The 16,974-nt window shown below is 67.4% G+C and carries 16 protein-coding genes; 5 read left to right on the forward strand and 11 right to left on the reverse strand.

Going from position 1 to position 16,974, the window contains the following annotated elements; translation table 11 throughout:
- From glyA to C666_RS15625, 5 genes are all read right to left on the reverse strand, one after another.
- The coding region (gene glyA / locus C666_RS15605; RefSeq protein ID WP_004342871.1) for a serine hydroxymethyltransferase at positions 1–1,142 on the reverse strand (1,142 nt) is incomplete at its 3' end.
- Between the two features lie 66 nt (positions 1,143–1,208).
- Positions 1,209–2,906 (reverse strand): TRAP transporter large permease, encoded by a 1,698-nt coding sequence (locus C666_RS15610; RefSeq protein ID WP_004342874.1) that lies wholly within the window; start codon positions 2,904–2,906, stop codon positions 1,209–1,211.
- The gene (locus tag C666_RS15615; protein ID WP_004342876.1) at positions 2,903–3,502 is read right to left on the reverse strand and encodes a TRAP transporter small permease subunit; all 600 of its coding nucleotides are present in this window, start codon (positions 3,500–3,502) and stop codon (positions 2,903–2,905) included. Before C666_RS15615 ends, C666_RS15610 begins: the two co-directional genes overlap by 4 nt.
- Positions 3,503–3,674: 172 nt before the next feature.
- Positions 3,675–4,757, reverse strand: coding sequence for a TRAP transporter substrate-binding protein (locus C666_RS15620; RefSeq protein WP_004342878.1), 1,083 nt, complete (start codon positions 4,755–4,757; stop codon positions 3,675–3,677).
- A gap of 122 nt (positions 4,758–4,879) precedes the next feature.
- Complete coding sequence (locus tag C666_RS15625) at positions 4,880–5,539, reverse strand: histidine phosphatase family protein (RefSeq protein ID WP_004342880.1); 660 nt, start codon at positions 5,537–5,539, stop codon at positions 4,880–4,882.
- A gap of 139 nt (positions 5,540–5,678) precedes the next feature.
- Here C666_RS15625 and C666_RS15630 point away from each other — a divergent pair, with 139 nt between their 5' ends.
- Positions 5,679–6,287 (forward strand): TRAP transporter small permease subunit, encoded by a 609-nt coding sequence (locus tag C666_RS15630; RefSeq protein ID WP_038000529.1) that lies wholly within the window; start codon positions 5,679–5,681, stop codon positions 6,285–6,287.
- On the forward strand, positions 6,284–7,927 hold the full coding sequence (locus C666_RS15635; RefSeq protein ID WP_004342893.1) for a TRAP transporter large permease: 1,644 nt from the start codon (positions 6,284–6,286) through the stop codon (positions 7,925–7,927). The genes C666_RS15630 and C666_RS15635 overlap by 4 nt, the downstream gene beginning before the upstream one ends.
- Positions 7,928–8,040: 113 nt before the next feature.
- Here C666_RS15635 and C666_RS15640 read toward each other — a convergent pair whose 3' ends face one another.
- Both C666_RS15640 and pmbA read right to left on the reverse strand, forming a co-directional pair.
- Positions 8,041–9,171: a TRAP transporter substrate-binding protein gene (locus tag C666_RS15640; RefSeq protein ID WP_028792139.1), complete on the reverse strand. Its 1,131-nt coding sequence runs from the start codon at positions 9,169–9,171 to the stop codon at positions 8,041–8,043.
- A gap of 97 nt (positions 9,172–9,268) precedes the next feature.
- Positions 9,269–10,615 carry a metalloprotease PmbA gene (gene pmbA / locus C666_RS15645; protein WP_004342898.1) on the reverse strand — a complete coding sequence of 449 codons (1,347 nt, stop codon included), beginning with the start codon at positions 10,613–10,615 and terminating at the stop codon, positions 9,269–9,271.
- Between the two features lie 62 nt (positions 10,616–10,677).
- Here pmbA and yjgA point away from each other — a divergent pair, with 62 nt between their 5' ends.
- The 3 genes from yjgA to C666_RS15660 all read left to right on the forward strand — a co-directional run bounded on the left by yjgA (position 10,678) and on the right by C666_RS15660 (position 13,094).
- Positions 10,678–11,295 (forward strand): ribosome biogenesis factor YjgA, encoded by a 618-nt coding sequence (gene yjgA, locus C666_RS15650; protein ID WP_004342904.1) that lies wholly within the window; start codon positions 10,678–10,680, stop codon positions 11,293–11,295.
- 63 nt (positions 11,296–11,358) lie between these two features.
- Entirely contained in the window at positions 11,359–11,949 is a 591-nt protein-coding gene (gene mog, locus C666_RS15655; protein WP_004342906.1) for a molybdopterin adenylyltransferase, read from the forward strand.
- Complete coding sequence (locus tag C666_RS15660; protein WP_004342908.1) at positions 11,946–13,094, forward strand: methyltransferase; 1,149 nt, start codon at positions 11,946–11,948, stop codon at positions 13,092–13,094. The genes mog and C666_RS15660 overlap by 4 nt, the downstream gene beginning before the upstream one ends.
- Positions 13,095–13,097: 3 nt before the next feature.
- Here the strand turns inward: C666_RS15660 and msrQ are convergent, their stop codons facing one another.
- The 4 genes from msrQ to C666_RS15680 form a co-directional block, all read right to left on the reverse strand.
- The gene (msrQ, locus tag C666_RS15665) at positions 13,098–13,778 is read right to left on the reverse strand and encodes a protein-methionine-sulfoxide reductase heme-binding subunit MsrQ (protein WP_004342911.1); all 681 of its coding nucleotides are present in this window, start codon (positions 13,776–13,778) and stop codon (positions 13,098–13,100) included.
- A gap of 15 nt (positions 13,779–13,793) precedes the next feature.
- Positions 13,794–14,744 (reverse strand): protein-methionine-sulfoxide reductase catalytic subunit MsrP, encoded by a 951-nt coding sequence (gene msrP, locus C666_RS15670; RefSeq protein WP_004342912.1) that lies wholly within the window; start codon positions 14,742–14,744, stop codon positions 13,794–13,796.
- Between the two features lie 65 nt (positions 14,745–14,809).
- The gene (locus tag C666_RS15675) at positions 14,810–15,772 is read right to left on the reverse strand and encodes a GGDEF domain-containing response regulator (RefSeq protein WP_004342913.1); all 963 of its coding nucleotides are present in this window, start codon (positions 15,770–15,772) and stop codon (positions 14,810–14,812) included.
- A partial coding sequence (locus C666_RS15680; RefSeq protein ID WP_004342914.1) for a response regulator occupies positions 15,769–16,974 on the reverse strand: 1,206 nt, incomplete at its 5' end. The genes C666_RS15680 and C666_RS15675, both read right to left, overlap by 4 nt.

Raw genomic sequence — 16,974 nt, forward strand, 5'->3', positions numbered from 1 at the left:
GCGACCTTCTCGGCCTCGATCTCGGTGAAGCCGCGGGTCGTCATCGCCGGCGAGCCGATGCGGATGCCGGAGGTGACGAAGGGCTTTTCGGGGTCGTTCGGGATCGAGTTCTTGTTGACCGTGATGTGGGCGCTGCCCAGCACGGCTTCGGCGGCCTTGCCGGTGATCTTCTTGTTGCGCAGGTCGACGAGGAAGACGTGGCTTTCGGTGCGGCCGGAGATGATGCGCAGGCCGCGTTCCTCGGACAGCACGCGGGCCATGACGCGGGCGTTGGCGATGACCTGTTCCTGGTAGTTGCGGAACTCGGGCGAGGCGGCTTCCTTGAAGGCGACGGCCTTGGCCGCGATGACGTGCTCCAGCGGGCCGCCCTGCAGGCCGGGGAAGATCGCCGAGTTCAGCGCCTTCTCGTGCTCGGCCTTCATCAGGATGATGCCGCCGCGCGGGCCGCGCAGGGTCTTGTGCGTGGTCGAGGTGACGACGTCGGCATGCGGCACCGGGTTGGGATAGAAGCCGGCGGCGATCAGGCCGGCGTAGTGCGCCATGTCCACCCAGAAGATGGCGCCGACTTCCTTGGCGATCTTCGCGAAGCGCTCGAAGTCGATGCGCAGCGCGTAAGCCGAGGCGCCGGCGATGATGATCTTCGGCTTGTGCTCGCGGGCCAGCCGTTCCATGGCCTCGTAGTCGATGGCTTCCTGGGCGTCGAGGCCGTAGGCGACGACGTTGAACCACTTGCCCGACATGTTCAGCGGCATGCCGTGGGTGAGGTGGCCGCCTTCGGCCAGGCTCATGCCCATGATGGTGTCGCCCGGCTTGGCGAAGGCCATCAGCACGGCCTGGTTGGCCTGCGAGCCCGAGTTCGGCTGCACGTTCGCCGCTTCGGCGCCGAACAGCGCTTTCAGGCGGTCGATGGCCAGTTGCTCGACCACGTCGACATGCTCGCAGCCGCCGTAGTAGCGCTTGCCGGGATAGCCTTCGGCGTACTTGTTGGTGAGCTGGGAGCCCTGGGCTTCCATCACCGCGTGCGAGACGTAGTTTTCGGAGGCGATCAGTTCGATGTGGTCTTCCTGGCGCTTGTTTTCGGCCTGGATGGCGGACCACAGTTCGGGATCGATTTTGGACAGGGTGTCTTGCGAAGAGAACATGGACGAGATCGATAACGAGTGGCTTTAAAAGCGGATGTTACCACGCTGCCCGATCGGTATCGGGGTTCACCATCCGCCGCCTTCGCTGCCTCCGTTGTCGTCGTTGCCCCATCCTCCGTCGCCGCCCGGAATCTGGATCTGGATGGTGTCGAGGTCCACATCGACCGCCTTGTCCAGGCTGCTGGTGACGATGCCGGGGAAGGCGATCAGCAGGCCGAGGACGATGAGCTGGAGGACGACGAAGGGCAGCGCGCCGCGGTATATCTGGGCGGTGCGGATGCCCTCGATGCGGCGGCCGGTGACGCGGTCGGTGAAGCTCGTTGCCGGCGTGACGCTGCGCAGGTAGAACAGCGCGAAGCCGAAGGGCGGGGTCAGGAAGGAGGTCTGCAGGTTGACCGCGATCAGGATGCCGAACCAGATCAGGTCGATGCCCATCTTGTCCGCCACCGGCGCCAGCAGCGGCACCAGGATGAAGGCGATCTCGAAGAAGTCGAGGAAGAAGCCGAGCAGGAAGACGACTGTGTTCACGAAGAGCAGAAAGCCGATTTCGCCGCCGGGCAGTTTGTCGAACAGGTGCTCGACCCACACGTTGCCGTCCACCGCGGTGAAGGTGAAGCTGAACAGCGTCGAGCCGATCAGGATGAAGAGTACGAAGCACGACAGCCGGGCGGTGGCTTCGAGCGCCTGGCGCAGCGTCGAGATGTCCAGCCGGCGGCGCAGCGCGGCCATCAGCAGGGCGCCGCTCGCGCCCATTGCGCCGCCCTCGGTGGGTGTGGCGACTCCCAGGAAGATGGTGCCCAGGACGAGGAAGATCAGCGCCAGCGGCGGCACCAGCACGAAAGTGAACTGCTCGGCCATGCGCGACAGCAGGCCGAGGCGGAGCAGGCGGTTGAGCCCGGCCAGCGCCATCGACAGGATGGTGCCGAAGGTCATTGCGACGACCACGGTTTCGTCGCGCGCCGGGTCCTGTGGTTCGGTGCCCTGCAGCCATCCGAGGATGTCGCCGTAGTAGTGGCCGAAGACGATGGCGCAGGCGATGAGCAGGACGCTGAACACGAGCAGCGAACGGCTGCCGGAGCTGCCGTCCGGTTCGTGGAAGGTGCGCGCTTCCGGCGGCAGTGCCGGCACCATCCGGGGCTGGAAGATCGCCACTGCGATGATGAACAGCGCGTACAGCCCGATCAGCATGAAGGCCGGCGTGAATGCGCCGCGATACATGTCGCCGACGCTGGCGCCGAGCTGGTCGGCGACGACGATGAGCACCAGCGACGGCGGCAGCGCCTGCGCCAGGGTGCCGGAGGCGGTGATGGTGCCGCACGAGAACGCCGGGTTGTAGCCATAGCGCAGCATGATGGGCAGCGAGATCAGGCCCATCGAGATCACTGCCGCGGCGACCACGCCAGTGGTGGCCGCGAGCAGCGAGCCGACGAACAGCACCGACAGCGCCAGCCCGCCGCGGATCGGGCCGAACACCTGGCCGGCCGTTTCCAGCAGGTCTTCGGCCATGCCGCTGCGTTCGAGGATGAGGCCCATCAGCGTGAAGAAGGGAATCGCCAGCAGGGTGTCGTTCTGCATGATGCCGAACACCCGCAGCGGCAGCGCCTGGAACAGCGTGGCCGGCAGCAGGCCGAGCTCGATGCCGAGGAAGCCGAACACCAGCCCGCAGGCAGCCAGCGAGAACGCGACCGGAAAGCCCGAGAGCAGGAACAGCATGACCGCCCCGAACATGATCGGGGCGATGTTGGCGGTGAAGATCTCGATCATCGTGCGCGCGCCTCGTCACTGGCATCGGAAGCCGGCTCGCCGGCGGAGGCTTCTTCGGTGTTGCCGTGGCCCCCGAGCCGGAGCGGATCGGGGCCGTGGCCGGTCAGGAAGGCGATGCGCTTGATCAGCTCGGAGGTGGATTGCAGCGCGAGCAGCGCGAAGCCGACCGGCACGAGGGCATACACCGGCCAGCGGATCAGGCCGCCGGCATTCGACGACATCTCGCCGGAGGCGTAGGCCTGCATGACGATCGGCCACGAGAAGCTGATCATGAAGTAGCACATCGGCAGCACGAAGAAGACGATGCCGCAGATGTCGATCCAGATCCGCGCGCGCTGGGGCAGGCGGTTGGAAATGACGTCGATGCGGACGTGGGCGTTCTGCATGAAGGTGTAGCCGGCGCCGAGCAGGAACACCGCCGCGAACAGGTACCACTGGATCTCGAGAAAGGCGTTCGAGCCGACGTTGAAGGCCTTGCGGATGATGGCATTCACCGTGCTGATGAGGGTGGCGACCAGCACCAGCCAGATGATGGATTGCCCGATCATCCGGCTGAGCCGGTCGATGATCCGGGAAAGGTCTAGCAGCATGTTCATGATGTCGGGCGTCGGGCTGGCGTGGATACGGTCGCACCCCGTATGTCGCCGGCAGCGCCGCGTTTGCGGACGGGACGACGTAGCCGCCGGCTACCGAATGGCGGCGGGCGGTGGGGAAGGAGGACGGCGGGCCGAGGCCCGCCGCAAGGGCAGGGGTGGAGCGATACCGGGATCAGAGCTTCTGCGAAGCCAGATACTGGGAGTAGTTGCTTTCCGCGACGGCCTCCCACTGGACCTGATCGGCCAGGAAGCGGCTGTAGTCGGGGTAGATCTTCTTCCAGTTCGGGTTCTTGTCGTTGAGCTCGGCATAGACCTCGCGCGAAGCCTTGAACGCGGCGTCCATGAAGTCCTTCGGGAAGCGCGACAGCTTGGCGCCTTCGGCAACCAGTTGCTTGAGCGCGGTCGGGTTGCGGGCGTCGTAGCGCGCCTGGCAAGTGAGGTGGGCGGCGCGCGAGGCTTGTTCGATGATGGCCTTGTATTCGGCCGACAGGCCGTTCCACTGCTTGTCGTTGATGTAGAGCGAGAACTGCGTGCTGCCTTCCCACCATGCCGGGTAGTAGTAGTTCTTGGCGACCTTGTGCAGGCCCAGGCGCAGGTCGTCGTAGGGGCCGATCCATTCGGCGGCGTCGATGGTGCCCTTTTCCAGCGCCTGGTAGATCTCGCCGGCGGCGATGTTCTGCGGCACGACGCCGAGCTTGGCCAGCACGCGGCCGCCGAAGCCGCCGACGCGGAACTTCAGGCCATCGAAGTCCTTGAGCGACTTGATTTCCTTGCGGTACCAGCCGCCCATCTGCGCGCCGCTGTTGCCCATCGGAAAGTTGATGATGTTGAACTGGGCGTAGAACTCGCGCATCAGCTTCATGCCGTTGCCTTCGAACATCCATGCGCTCATCGCGCGCGAGGTCATGCCGAAGGGGATGGTGCAGTCCAGCGCGAAGCTTTCGTCCTTGCCGAAGAAGTAATACGGCGCGGTGTGCGCGCAGTCGATCGTGCCTTGCTGTATCGCGTCCACGACGCCGAAGGCGGGAACGAGCTCGCCGCCGGGGTGGACCGAGATCACGAACTTGCCGCCGGTCGCATCCGAGACGTACTTGGCGAAGGCCTCGCTGGCGCCATAGACGGTTTCGAGCGACTTCGGGAAGCTCGAGGCGAGCCGCCAGCGGATCTGCTGCTGGGCCTGGACGATGGCCGGGGCGCTACCGGCGGCCAGGATGCCGGCCATGCCGGCGCCTTGCAGGAATTTGCGGCGTTCCATGTTTGTCTCCTCGCGTTGTTGTCTATTGAAATCTTGTATTCGATTATAGGAGACTTCAATTAATGGCCGTAATCCACGGAAAACCCTAATACCCCACGGAATCGCCAGGTTTGATGCGGTGTTCATGCATTGGGCAGTTCGTCCAGCGCGCCGCCCAGATGGCCTTCGTCCGCCCAGGCCAGTAGCCGCCATGCGCCGTTGGTGTGCTCGACCCAGTTGAGTGCAGCGTTCGGGATGGGGAAGTCGCGCGGCGTGCTCAGCGGTTCGCCGCTCGCCAGCCGGTGCACGATGTCGAGCACGCCGCCGTGCGTGACGACCAGCACGGCCTGGCCGGCGTGATGATCGGCGATGTCGTGCAGCGCGGCATGCACGCGCGCGGAAAACGCGCCGAGGCTTTCGCCGTGCTCGGGGAATCCGAACTCGGGTTCGCGTGCCTTGAAGCGGCGATAGAGCTCGGGGTGGCACTGTTCGGCCTCGCCGTAGGTCAGGCCCTGGAAAAGGCCGTAATGGCGTTCACGCAGGCGCCCGTCTTGGATGGCTTCCAGCGCGTGGCGGTGGGTGATGGCCGCTGCGGTCTGGCGGGCGCGCTGCAGGTCGCTGCAGTACAGGGCGGCGAAGCCCTGTCCGAATGCCTGCAGCCGCCGTGCCACCGCTTCGGCCTGGGCAAGGCCGGTCTCGTTGAGCGGAATGTCGAGATGCCCCTGCAGGCGGCGTTCGGCATTCCAGGCGGTCTCACCGTGGCGAATGAGGCAGATGCGGCATGAGTTTGATAAATTTTGCATATATTGGATTCGTGAATTACATCGAGCGGAAAATGGCTTCGCTGTGAAATAATGGCCGGTTCCAGACAAATCCACTGCGTGCCGCTGCACGCCAGCGCGGCGCGCATGTTCTGCCGCCGCGCGTTTCCGGAGCCTTTTCGTGTCCTTATTGCTGCGAATTTCCCGCTTGATCGACTGGATCAACGAACGGGTCGGCCGTAGCGTGATGTGGCTGGTGCTGATCGCGGTCGTGATCAGCGCAGGCAACGCGCTCGTCCGCAAGCTGTTTAACACAAGCTCGAACGCGCTGCTCGAGATCCAGTGGTACTTGTTCGCCGCGATGTTCATGCTGGCGGCCGGATACACCTTCCTGCGCAACGAGCACGTGCGCATCGACATCATCACCAGCCGCCTGTCGCCGCGCGGCCAGAACATCGTCGATGTGATCGGCATCCTGCTCTTCATGCTGCCGATGGCGGTGCTGATCCTGTGGCTGTCATGGCCGATCGTGATGGCGTCGATCGCGTCGGGCGAAGTGTCGCAGAACTACGGTGGCCTGATCCGCTGGCCGGTCAAGCTGCTGCTGCCGCTGGGCCTCGGCCTGCTGGTGCTGCAGGCGGTCTCGGAACTGATCAAGCGCATCGCCTTCCTGACCGGCCACGGCCCGAACCCGCTGCGCAAGAAGTCCGCGGGCGGCGGCACCGAGGAACTGGTCGCCGCGATCAAGGCCAGTAGCGGCAAGGGCGCCGGGCGGGAGGGCGGGCAATGACCGAGTTCATCATCGCCAACATGGCGCCGCTGATGTTTGCGTCCATGATCCTGTTCCTGCTGTTCGGCTTTCCGGTGGCGTTCGCGCTCGCAGCCAACGGCATCCTGTTCGGGCTCATCGGCATCGAGCTCGGCCTGCTCCATGGCGCGCTCTTCCAGGCCCTGCCCGAGCGGGTGTTCGGCATCATGGCCAACGACACCCTGCTGGCCGTGCCCTTCTTCACCTTCATGGGGCTGATCCTCGAGCGCAGCGGCATGGCAGAGGATCTGCTCGACACCATTGGCCAGCTCTTCGGGCCGGTGCGCGGCGGCCTTGCCTTCGCGGTGATCTTCGTCGGCGCGCTGCTGGCGGCCACCACCGGCGTGGTGGCGGCCTCGGTGATCTCGATGGGCCTGATCTCGCTGCCGATCATGCTGCGCTATGGTTACGATCATCGCCTCGCCACCGGCGTCATCGCCGCCTCCGGCACGCTGGCGCAGATCATTCCGCCCTCGCTGGTGTTGATCGTCATGGCCGACCAGCTCGGGCGCTCGGTCGGCGACATGTACCAGGGCGCGCTGCTGCCCGGCCTGATGCTCACCGGGCTGTACGTGGTCTACGTCGCCGTCGTGGCGGTCGTGCGCCCGTCGATGGCGCCGGCGATGCCGCTCGAGGCGCGTACGCTGCGCGAGGCAGACGGGTCGAGCGGCATGCGTTCGCTCGCGGTCCTCGCCGTGCTGTCGGTGGGGGGCGCGTGGCTGTTCGCGGAGAACTTCTACGGCGACGGAGAGCCGCGCGACAAGGTCGTCGTCATCGCGGCGATGGTCGGCATCGGCATCGCTTTCGTCATCGCGCTGCTCAACCGCCTGTTCGGCCTCGGCCTGCTGTCGCGCATGGCGGAGCGCGTCACCTTCGTGCTGATTCCGCCGCTGGGCCTGATCTTCCTCGTGCTGGGCACCATCTTCATCGGTGTCGCCACGCCGACCGAAGGTGGCGCGATGGGCGCCGTCGGCGCGGTGCTGATGGCGGTATCGCGCAAGCGGCTGTCGCTCGGGCTGCTGAAGCAGGCGATGGACTCGACGACCAAGCTGTCCTGCTTCGTGATGTTCATCCTCATCGGTTCGAGCGTGTTCGGCCTGACTTTCCGCGGCGTGAACGGCGACCTGTGGGTCGAGCACCTGATGACTTCGCTGCCCGGCGGCCAGACCGGCTTCCTGATCGCGGTCAACGTGCTGGTGTTCGTGCTTGCCTTCTTCCTCGACTACTTCGAGCTGGCCTTCATCATCATCCCCCTGCTCGCGCCGGTGGCCGACAAGCTGGGCATCGACCTGGTCTGGTTCGGCGTGCTGTTGGCGGTGAACATGCAGACTTCGTTCCTGCATCCGCCCTTCGGCTTTGCGCTGTTCTTCCTGCGCTCGGTGGCCTCGGAAAAGGTGAAGACATCGTCGATCTACTGGGGGGCGGTGCCCTTCGTGATCATCCAGCTCTGCATGGTCGGCCTGATCATCACCTTCCCGGGCCTGGTTTCCTACGGCGATGGCGGGGCGAAGCCGGCCGAACAGCAAGAGCTCAATCTGGACGAACTGCTCGGCGGCGGCGCAGGCGCGGCCGCCGCGAATGAGGACAGCCACGACCTGATGAGGCAGTTGCAGGGCAATTGACGGGCGGGGCCGCGCGGCGAGGTGCCGCCGCCTCTGCCGGCTTCATCATGAGAAAAGGCCCGGGCAGCGATGCCCGGGCCTTTTCGCGATGTGGCGCCAGCGCAGGCGCGCGTTCAGCGCACCGACTGCATGAAGCGGTCGTAGCTGCCTTCCGCGACGCTGAACCAGGCGTTCTGCGACTTGCGGTATTTTTCGAACTCGGCATGGATCTTGGCCCAGGCCGGGTTCTTCCCGGCTTCCTCTTCGTACAGCTCGCGCGAAACGTCGTAGGCCTTCTTCATGATCTCGTTCGAGAAGTTCTGCAGCTTCACGCCCTGCGACAGCAGGCGGGCCAGCGCCTGCGGGTTCTTGTGGTCGTACATCGCGGTCATCTGGATGTGGGCCTCGCGCGATGCGGCACGGAACGCGGCCTGGTATTCCTTGGGCAGCTTGTCCCACTCGGCCTTGTTGACGAAGAAGTGGACCACCGGGCCCGGCTCCCACCAGCCCGGCGCGTAATAGTTGGGCGCGACCTTGTGGAAGCCGAGCTTTTCGTCGTCGTAGGGCGCGACCCATTCGGCGGCATCGATCGTGCCTTTTTCCAGCGAAGGATAGATGTCCGAGCCCGCGATCTGCTGCGGGATGGCACCCATGCGCGCGAGGATCTCGCCGCCGATGCCGGCGATGCGGATCTTCAGGCCGTTGATGTCGTCGAGCGTGTTGATCTGCTTGCGGTACCAGCCGCCCATCTGCACGCCGGTGTTGCCGCCCAGGAAGGAATAGACGTTGTAGTTGCCGTAGAACTCGTCCAGCAGTTCCTGGCCGCCGCCGCCGATGATCCAGGCGTCCATCTGGCGCGCGTTCAGGCCGAAGGGCACGGCGGTGCCGAAGGCGAAGGTCTTGTCCTTGCCGACGTAGTAGTACGAGCACGAATGGCACATCTCGACCGTGCCCTGCTGCACGGCGTCGAGCGCCTGCAGGCCGGGCACCAGCTCGCCGGCCGGGAATACGCGGATGTCGAACCTGCCGTCGGTGATCTCGCGCAGACGGCTGGCCAACAGCTCGGCACTGCCGTAAAGCGTATCGATGCTCTTGGGGAAGCTCGACGTCATGCGCCACTGGATCGAGGGCAGGCCGGTGTGGATGGCCGCTGCCGGCGCCGAAGCGGGGGCGGCGGTTTCGGACTTGCCGCAGGCGGTGAGGCCGAGCGCGGCGCCCGCAGCGACGCCTGCGCCGGCCTTCTTCAAGAATGAACGACGTTCCACGTGAGCTCCTTCAGGTAGGGATTGAGCAATCAATGAGCAAATATAAACGATCGGCGGCGCCCGCAAGAGCCGGCGCGAGGCTGGCGCGAAGGCCCGCTCAGCGCCCGGCCACCTTCATGCGCTCGATCAGGATCGAGCCGCAGTGCTTGGCGCCGCGCGGCAGCGCGTCGTTGCCGATGGCGACGATGCTGCGGAACATGTCGCGCAGGTTGCCCGCGATGGTGACTTCTTCCACCGCGTGCTTGATCTTGCCTTTCTCGACCCAGAAGCCGGCCGCGCCGCGTGAATAATCGCCGGTGACGTAGTTGACGCCGTGGCCCAGCAACTCGGTCACGAGCAGGCCGCGGTCCATCTGCCTGATGAGTCCGGCCAGGTCCTGCTCGCCCGGCGTCACGATCAGGTTGTGCGAGCCGCCCGCGTTGCCGGTGGTCTGCATGCCGAGCTTGCGCGCCGAATAGGCCGACAGGAAATAGCCGTTGAGCACCCCGCCGGTGACGATCTCTCGGTCACGGGTGGCGACGCCGTCGCTGTCGAAGGGGCTGGAGCCGAAAGCCTTCTTGAGATGAGGCCGCTCGGCGATGCTGACCACGGGCGAGAACACCTGCTGGCCCAGGCTGTCGAGCAGGAAGCTCGCCTTGCGGTAGAGCGCGCCGCCGCTGACCGCCTGCACGAAGTTGCCGATCAGCGCCACCGCGAGCGGCGCTTCGAACAGCACCGGCACCTCGCAGGTACGGACCTGCTTGCCGCCCAGGCGCGCCAGCGCCCGCTCGCCGGCGAGGCGGCCGATGTCCTCCGCGCTCGTCAGCTCGGCGGGGTCGCGCCGCGAGTCGTACCAGTATTCGCGCTGCATGGCGTCGCCTTCGCCGGCGATCACCGAGCACGACAGGCCGTGACGGGTGGTGGCATAGCCGCCGATGAAGCCGTGGCTGTTGGTCGAGACGAAGTGGGATTGCTGGATCGAGGTGTTGGCGCCTTCGGAGTTGCTGATCTTCGGGCTCACCGCGAAGGCAGCGTCCTCGCAGCGGCGGGCGAGGGCGATCGCCTCGTCGATGCCGATCGCCCAGGGGTGGAACAGGTCCAGCCCGGGCATGTCCTTCTCGCGCGCCATCAGTTCGGCGTCGGCCAGGCCGGCGCAGGGGTCGGGCGCGGTGAAGCGGGCGATCGACAGCGCGGCATCGACCGTGGCCTTCAGCGCCTTCTTCGAAAAGTCCGACGTGCTCGCGTAGCCGCGCTGCTGGCCGATGTAGACGGTGACGCCGACGCCCTTGTCGCGGTTGTACTCGATGGTCTCGACTTCCGCCTTGCGCACGCCCACCGACTGGCCGAAGCCCTCCGAGACGTCGGTTTCGCATGCGGACGCGCCGCGCTTTTGCGCGTACTTGACGATATCGGTGGCGATTTCGCGCAGATGCGCCTGGGAGAAGGAGAAGCCTTGGTCGGACATGGGCGGGCAGGTGTCGGGCAAAGGCTATAATCTTAACCCGTTCAAGCCCCAAGCCACCCGCAATGCGTTCAGATTCGCGCCCTTCCGGCCATCACGGCCACGATGACGAAGACGGTTTCGTCGAACCGCCCAGCAAGAGCAGCCTCAAGCGCGAGATGCACGCGCTGCAGGATCTCGGCGAACAGCTCGTCGCGCTGCCGTCCGAACGGCTCAAGAAGGTGCCGCTGCCCGATACGCTGTACGAGGCCGTGCGCGCCGCGCAGGGCTTCAAGATGGAAGCCCGCCGCCGCCAGATGCAGTACATCGGCAAGCTGATGCGCAAGATCGACCCGGCGCCGATCCAGGCCCAGCTCGACATCTTCAACGGCAACTCCGCCGCCGAGGTGGCGAAGATGCACCGCCTCGAACGCCTGCGCGAGCGCCTGCTGGAAGACGACAAGACCATCGGCGCCATCGCCGAGACCTGGCCCGACGCCGACCTGCAATACCTGCGCACGCTGCGCCGCAACGCGCTGAAGGAACGCGAGGCCGGCAAGCCGCCGAAGGCCTTCCGCGAAATTTTCCGCGTGCTGCGCGATCTGCAGGCGGCGCAGGATGAGGCCGCTGAAACCGCCGCGGCCGGGCAGGGCGAAGACGGCGAAGGCAGCCGGGACGACGACCGCGGAGAGGCACGCGGCTGAGGCCGGCGCGCACCCGGCCCCGCCACCGCCTCCTTGCCCATCTTTCACGACGAGATCGACTCCATGAGCGAACCCCTCCGCATCGGCCTCGTGTCGATCAGCGACCGCGCCTCCGACGGCACCTATCGGGACCAGGGCATCCCCGCGCTCGAGGACTGGCTCGGCAAGGCGCTGTCCTCGCCGTGGCAGGCGGTGGAAAGGCTGATCCCGGACGAGCGGCCGCTGATCGAGCGCACGCTGGCCGAACTCGCCGACCACGCCGGCTGCAGCCTGGTGCTGACTACCGGGGGCACCGGTCCGTCGCCGCGCGACGTGACGCCAGAGGCCACGCTGGCCGTCGGCGACAAGGAAATGCCGGGCTTCGGCGAGGAAATGCGGCGCATCAGCCTCAACTTCGTGCCCACCGCCATCCTCTCGCGCCAGGTCGCGGTGATCCGCGGCCGCTGCCTGATCATCAACCTGCCGGGCCAGCCCAAGTCGATTCGTGAAACTCTCGAAGGCGTGCGCGACACCGACGGCGCGGTGCGCCACGTCGGCATCTTCGCCGCCGTGCCCTACTGCATCGACCTCATCGGCGGCCCTTACATCGAAACCGACGAAGCGGTCATCAAGGCCTTCCGGCCCAAGAACGCCATCCGGCCACGACAGGCATGAGTGGGCACGAATTGCTGTACTGGACCGAAAATGGCGCGCCGCACAGCGCATGCTGGCACTCGGAGAACGGCCAGGCCGCGCCGCGGCGGGTCGTGACGGCCGACGACACCATGGCGGCCGATGCCGCATGGCGCCTGGCCTGCGAGGGAACGGCGCTGCTGTGGCGGGGCGACTACCACAACGCCCGCCAACTGCTGCAGGCCGTGGCGCGCCGCGCGGAACGCCGTCCGCGCAAAGGCGCGGGGAAGGAGGACGGGCGCTTCCCGGAAGCCTTCCACTTCCACCGCATGGCGCAGGCGCAGCGTGCGCGCACCCTGGGCATGCTGCTGATCCCGGTCGAGGCCGGCGGGCGCATCGCGCTGCGTCGTGCGCCCGAGGTCCGCGAGGCGCTGGCCGAGGCCTTCGGCGACGAGCACGCGGTGCTGCTGGATGCACCGTTCGTGCTGTCGCTGCGCGAGCTGCTGGGCCTGATCGGCGCGCATGAATGGCGGCGCAAGGGGGTGATGGTGCCGGCGCTGGGCGAGCGCATCCACCCCTGGTACGGCGTGTTTTCGCCGGTGCGCGGCGAATACCTCGACCTCGTCGCCCGCCAGCCGTTGCCGGCGAAGACGCTCGCCTTCGACATCGGCACCGGCACCGGCGTCATCGCCGCGCTGCTTGCGCGCCGCGGCGTACGGCGCGTGGTGGCCACCGACCTGTCGCCGCGTGCGCTCGGCTGCGCGCGCGGCAACCTCGCGCGGCTGGGGCTCGGCGGCCAGGTCGAACTGGCCGAAGCCGATCTCTTTCCCGCCGGCTGCGCGCCGCTCATCGTCTGCAACCCGCCCTGGGTGCCAGCCAAGCCCGGCGCCGCGGTGGAGCACGCCATCTACGATCCCGACAGCCGCATGCTGCGCGGCTTTCTGCAGGGGCTCGCGGCGCACCTGGAGCCGGGGGGCGAAGGCTGGCTGATCCTGTCCGACCTCGCCGAGCACCTCGGCCTGCGCAGCCGCGACGAACTGCTCGGCTGGATCGCCGAAGCCGGCCTGCGGATCCTCGGCCGCGAAGACATCCGCCCCCGCCACGCCAAGGCCACGGCCGCCGGCGATGCGCTGCACACGGCGCGCGCGGCGGAAGTGACGTCGCTGTGGCGGCTGGGAGCGGGCTGAAGCCTACTTCTGCACGATCCGTATCACCGGCCTGTCCAGGTGCTTTGCCGGCGGAGGCACCGACAACTGCCGCCGGCGCTCCAGCTCACGCCACCAGGCGCGCAGGCCGAGCAGGACGGCGAGGATCAGGGCATAGATGAAGGGTTTCAGCAGGTCGGCCTTCACCAGCCACCAGAAGTGGATCACGGCCAGGATGGCGATGGCGTAGACCGAGCGGTGCAGCGACTGCCAGCGCCGGCCGCCGAGGCGGCGGATGGCGGCCTTGCTGGAGGTGGCGGCGAGCGGGACCAGCAGCACGAAGGCGGCGAAGCCGACGGCGATGAAGGGGCGGTCGAGAATGTCGTGTGCGATCGCGCGCCAGTCGAAGAACTGGTCCAGCCAGATGTAGGCCATGAAGTGCGCGGCGGCGTAGGTGAAGGCGAACAGCCCCAGCATGCGCCGCAGCCGCAGCAGCCAGTGCAGGCCGCTGTAGCGCCGCAGCGGGCTGACGGCGAGCGTGATCAGCAGGAAGCGCAGCGTCCATTCGCCGCTGGCGCGGGTCAGGGTCTCGATGGGGTTGGCGCCGAGCGTGCCGTTCCGCCAGCCCAGGGCCAGGTCCAGGGCGGGCAGCAGACAGGCGAAGAAGACGGCGGCTTTGAGCAGGGCGATCTGCGCGCCCGAGGGCGCGCGCAGGAAGTTAGGCATGTCAGGGAGATTTCGTCAGTAGTAGGTGCGCAGGTCCATGCCCTGGTAGAGGCTGGCGACCTGCTCGGCGTAGCCGTTGAACATCAGCGTGGGCCGTTTGCGGATTTCGCCGATGCGGCGCTCGGTTGCCTGGCTCCAGCGCGGGTGCGAGACGTCCGGATTGACGTTGGCGTAGAAGCCGTACTCGTGCGGTGCGGTGCGGCGCCACGCGGTGGCCGGCTGGCGTTCGAGCAGGCGGATGGTGGTGATCGACTTGGCGCTCTTGAAGCCGTACTTCCACGGCACCACCAGGCGGATCGGCGCGCCGTTCTGGTTGGGCAGCAGCTCGCCGTACAGGCCCACGGCCAGGATCGTCAGCGGATGCAGGGCTTCGTCCATGCGCAGGCCCTCGCCGTAGGGCCATTGCAGGATGGGGCGGCGCAGCATGATTTCCGGGTCGTAATGGGTCAGGAATTCGACGTACTTCGCGCTGCCGAGCGGTTCGACCGCCTTCAGCAGCGCCGCCAGCGGGAACCCCACCCAGGGGACGACCATCGACCAGCCTTCGACGCAGCGCAGGCGGTAGATGCGTTCTTCGAGCGGCGCCAGCTTCAGCAGTTCGTCGATACCGAAGCTGCGCGGCCTGGCGGCCAGGCCTTCGACCGTGACGGTCCACGGCCGCGTGCTCATGCGGTGCGCGTTCCGTGCCGGGTCGCCCTTGTCGGTGCCGAATTCGTAGAAGTTGTTGTAGCTCGTCACCGCTTCGTGCCCGGTCAGGGCTTCGTCGGTGCTCAGCGGCGAGGCGGCGGCGGACAGGCGGGCCGTTGCCGCGCGCGCCTCTCCTCCCAGCCCGTACCACAGTGCCGCGCCGGCGGTGAGCCCGAGCCCGCTGCGCGCCAGGAAGCGGCGCCGGCCTTCGAACAGGGCGCGCGACGTGATTTCGGAGGGAAGGATGTCGGCGGGGCCGGATGTGGAGCGTATCAGCATGATGGCGGGCTTCTCGGCGGGAAGGCGGACGGGTGTACGGACAGACGCCCAAACGGCCGATCGGTTCAGCGGGGCATCGCCGGGGCGCCGGGCCCCGCCAGCCGTCGGGTGCCTGGGCCGTCCGCGCGCGGCGGCGCCCAGACGACGCGGTTGCGGCCGGCGTGCTTGGCGTCGTACAGGGCACGGTCCGCGGCGAGGAATAGCGCATCGCTCACGTCGGGGACGGTGGGCACATGGCTGGCGCCCCCCAGGCTGAGCGTGAGCTGCAGCGGCTTGCCGTTCGCCGTCTGAAGCGGCATCGTGGCGATGTGCTGGCGCACACAGTCGGCGAACGCGAAGGCGCCATCCGCATCCACGCCCGGCAGCAGCAGCACGAATTCTTCCCCGCCGTAGCGGCAGACGAAATCCCCGGGTCGGTGCACCGCCCATTTCAGCGCTTGCGCCACGCTGCGCAGGGCGTCGTCGCCCTGCGCATGGCCGTAGGTGTCGTTGATGCGCTTGAAATGGTCGATGTCCGCCACGATCAGCGACAGCGGAAGCGCGTGGCGCAGGCAGCGCCGCCATTCCTGCGCCAGCGTTTCGACGAAGCGCCGCCGGTTCGGGATTCCGGTGAGATTGTCGAGCATGGCCAGTTGTTCGAGCAGGCGGCGCTGTTCCACCAGGCGCAGGTGGTTGCGCACCCTGGCCCTGACGATGGGGGGGTGGAAGGGTTTGGCGATGTAGTCGACGGCGCCCAGCTCGAGGCCGGTTTCCTGGTCGTCGAAGGAATCCAGCGCGGTGATGAAGATCACCGGGATGTCGCGCGTGCCGTCGTCTTCCTTGAGTTGGCGGATGACCGCATGGCCGCTCATGTCCGGCATGACGACATCGAGCAGGATCAGGTCGGGCTGCTGCTCGCTCGCCCGCGCCAGGGCCTGTTCGCCGTTCTTGGCCAGCACCAGCCGGCATTCGTGCTGCAACAGCTCGGTGAGCAGCTGGCGGTTGTGTTTTTCGTCGTCGACGACGAGTACGGTGAAATCGGTGCTCATGTCGGTGTCCGCGTCATGTCCTCGCGCAAGGTGGCCAGCAGCGGCAGGGCGGTTTCGTATTCGACGTCCTCGACCAGGGCGTGCGCCGCCTCCGCGCGCGCGTGCCAGACGGTACCCCGCAAATGCGCGTTCAGCTTGTCCATCCGGCCTTCGGCGCGTGCATCATGGCATGACAGCAGGGCCAGCGCCCCGTCGATCAGTTCCAGGGCGTCGGCCACGAGCTGTGGATGCGCAGCCGCCGGTGCCTGGCGGGCATCGCGCGCTTCTTGGCCGGGCAGCGTGGCCAGCGTCGAGCACAGGGACTTCAAGCCGTGATCCAGGGCCCGCAGAGCGGCTTCGTCCGGCCTGCCGCCGCTGCGCAGTTGCTGTTCCATGTCGCGCGCCAGGGCGGACAGCGCGGCGGCTCCGATCGTCGCCGCGCCGGATTTCAGGGAATGTACCCAGCGATACGCCGTTTCCGCGTCGCCCCCGGCCAGCGCTTCGCGCAGGGGGGCCAGGCCGGCGCCGAATGCGGCCGAGAATTCGCCCAGGATGCGGCCGTACAGCGCCGGGCGTCCCAGGTGGTTGGCCAGGCCGCGCACCGTATCGATGCCCGGCAGGTCCGCGGGCCAGCCTTCTGCCAGGAGTGCGGGGGCCGTGTTGCCTTCTTGCGCCGTTGCCGGCACGGCGGCGGGCGGAAGGGCACGCGCGACCGGGCGTGGCGGGGCGAGGGCCGCCATCGTGGACAGCCCGGCCCGCGCCGCCGCAGCATCCTGCCGTGGCGCTATCCAGCGCAGCAGGACGGCGTACAGCGCGTGGACGTCGATCGGCTTGGTGAGGTGATCATTCATGCCCGCGTCGAGACTTTGCTGGCGGTGGCCTTCCATTGCGTGCGCGGTCATCGCGATGATCGGAATCTCGGGACAGGTCGAGCCCGCGCGGATGCGCCGTGCGGCTCCCAGCCCGTCCAGCACCGGCATCTGCACGTCCATCAGCACCAGAGCGCAGCGGTGCGCTGCGAGCCGGGCCAGCGCCTCCTCGCCATGGGCGGCCTCGATGACCTGCAGGCCGGCATCCTCCAGAAAGGCGCGTGCGATTTCCCGATTGAGCGGCATGTCGTCGACGACCAGGACCACCGCGCCGCGCAGGGGTTCGAGCGCGGCCAGCACGGCGCCGTCGCCCGGCGCGTGCGCGGCGGGTGCTGCCGCCGTCCGGGCCCGGGC

The sequence above is a fragment of the Thauera linaloolentis 47Lol = DSM 12138 genome (assembly GCF_000310205.1).
Lineage (GTDB): Bacteria > Pseudomonadota > Gammaproteobacteria > Burkholderiales > Rhodocyclaceae > Thauera > Thauera linaloolentis.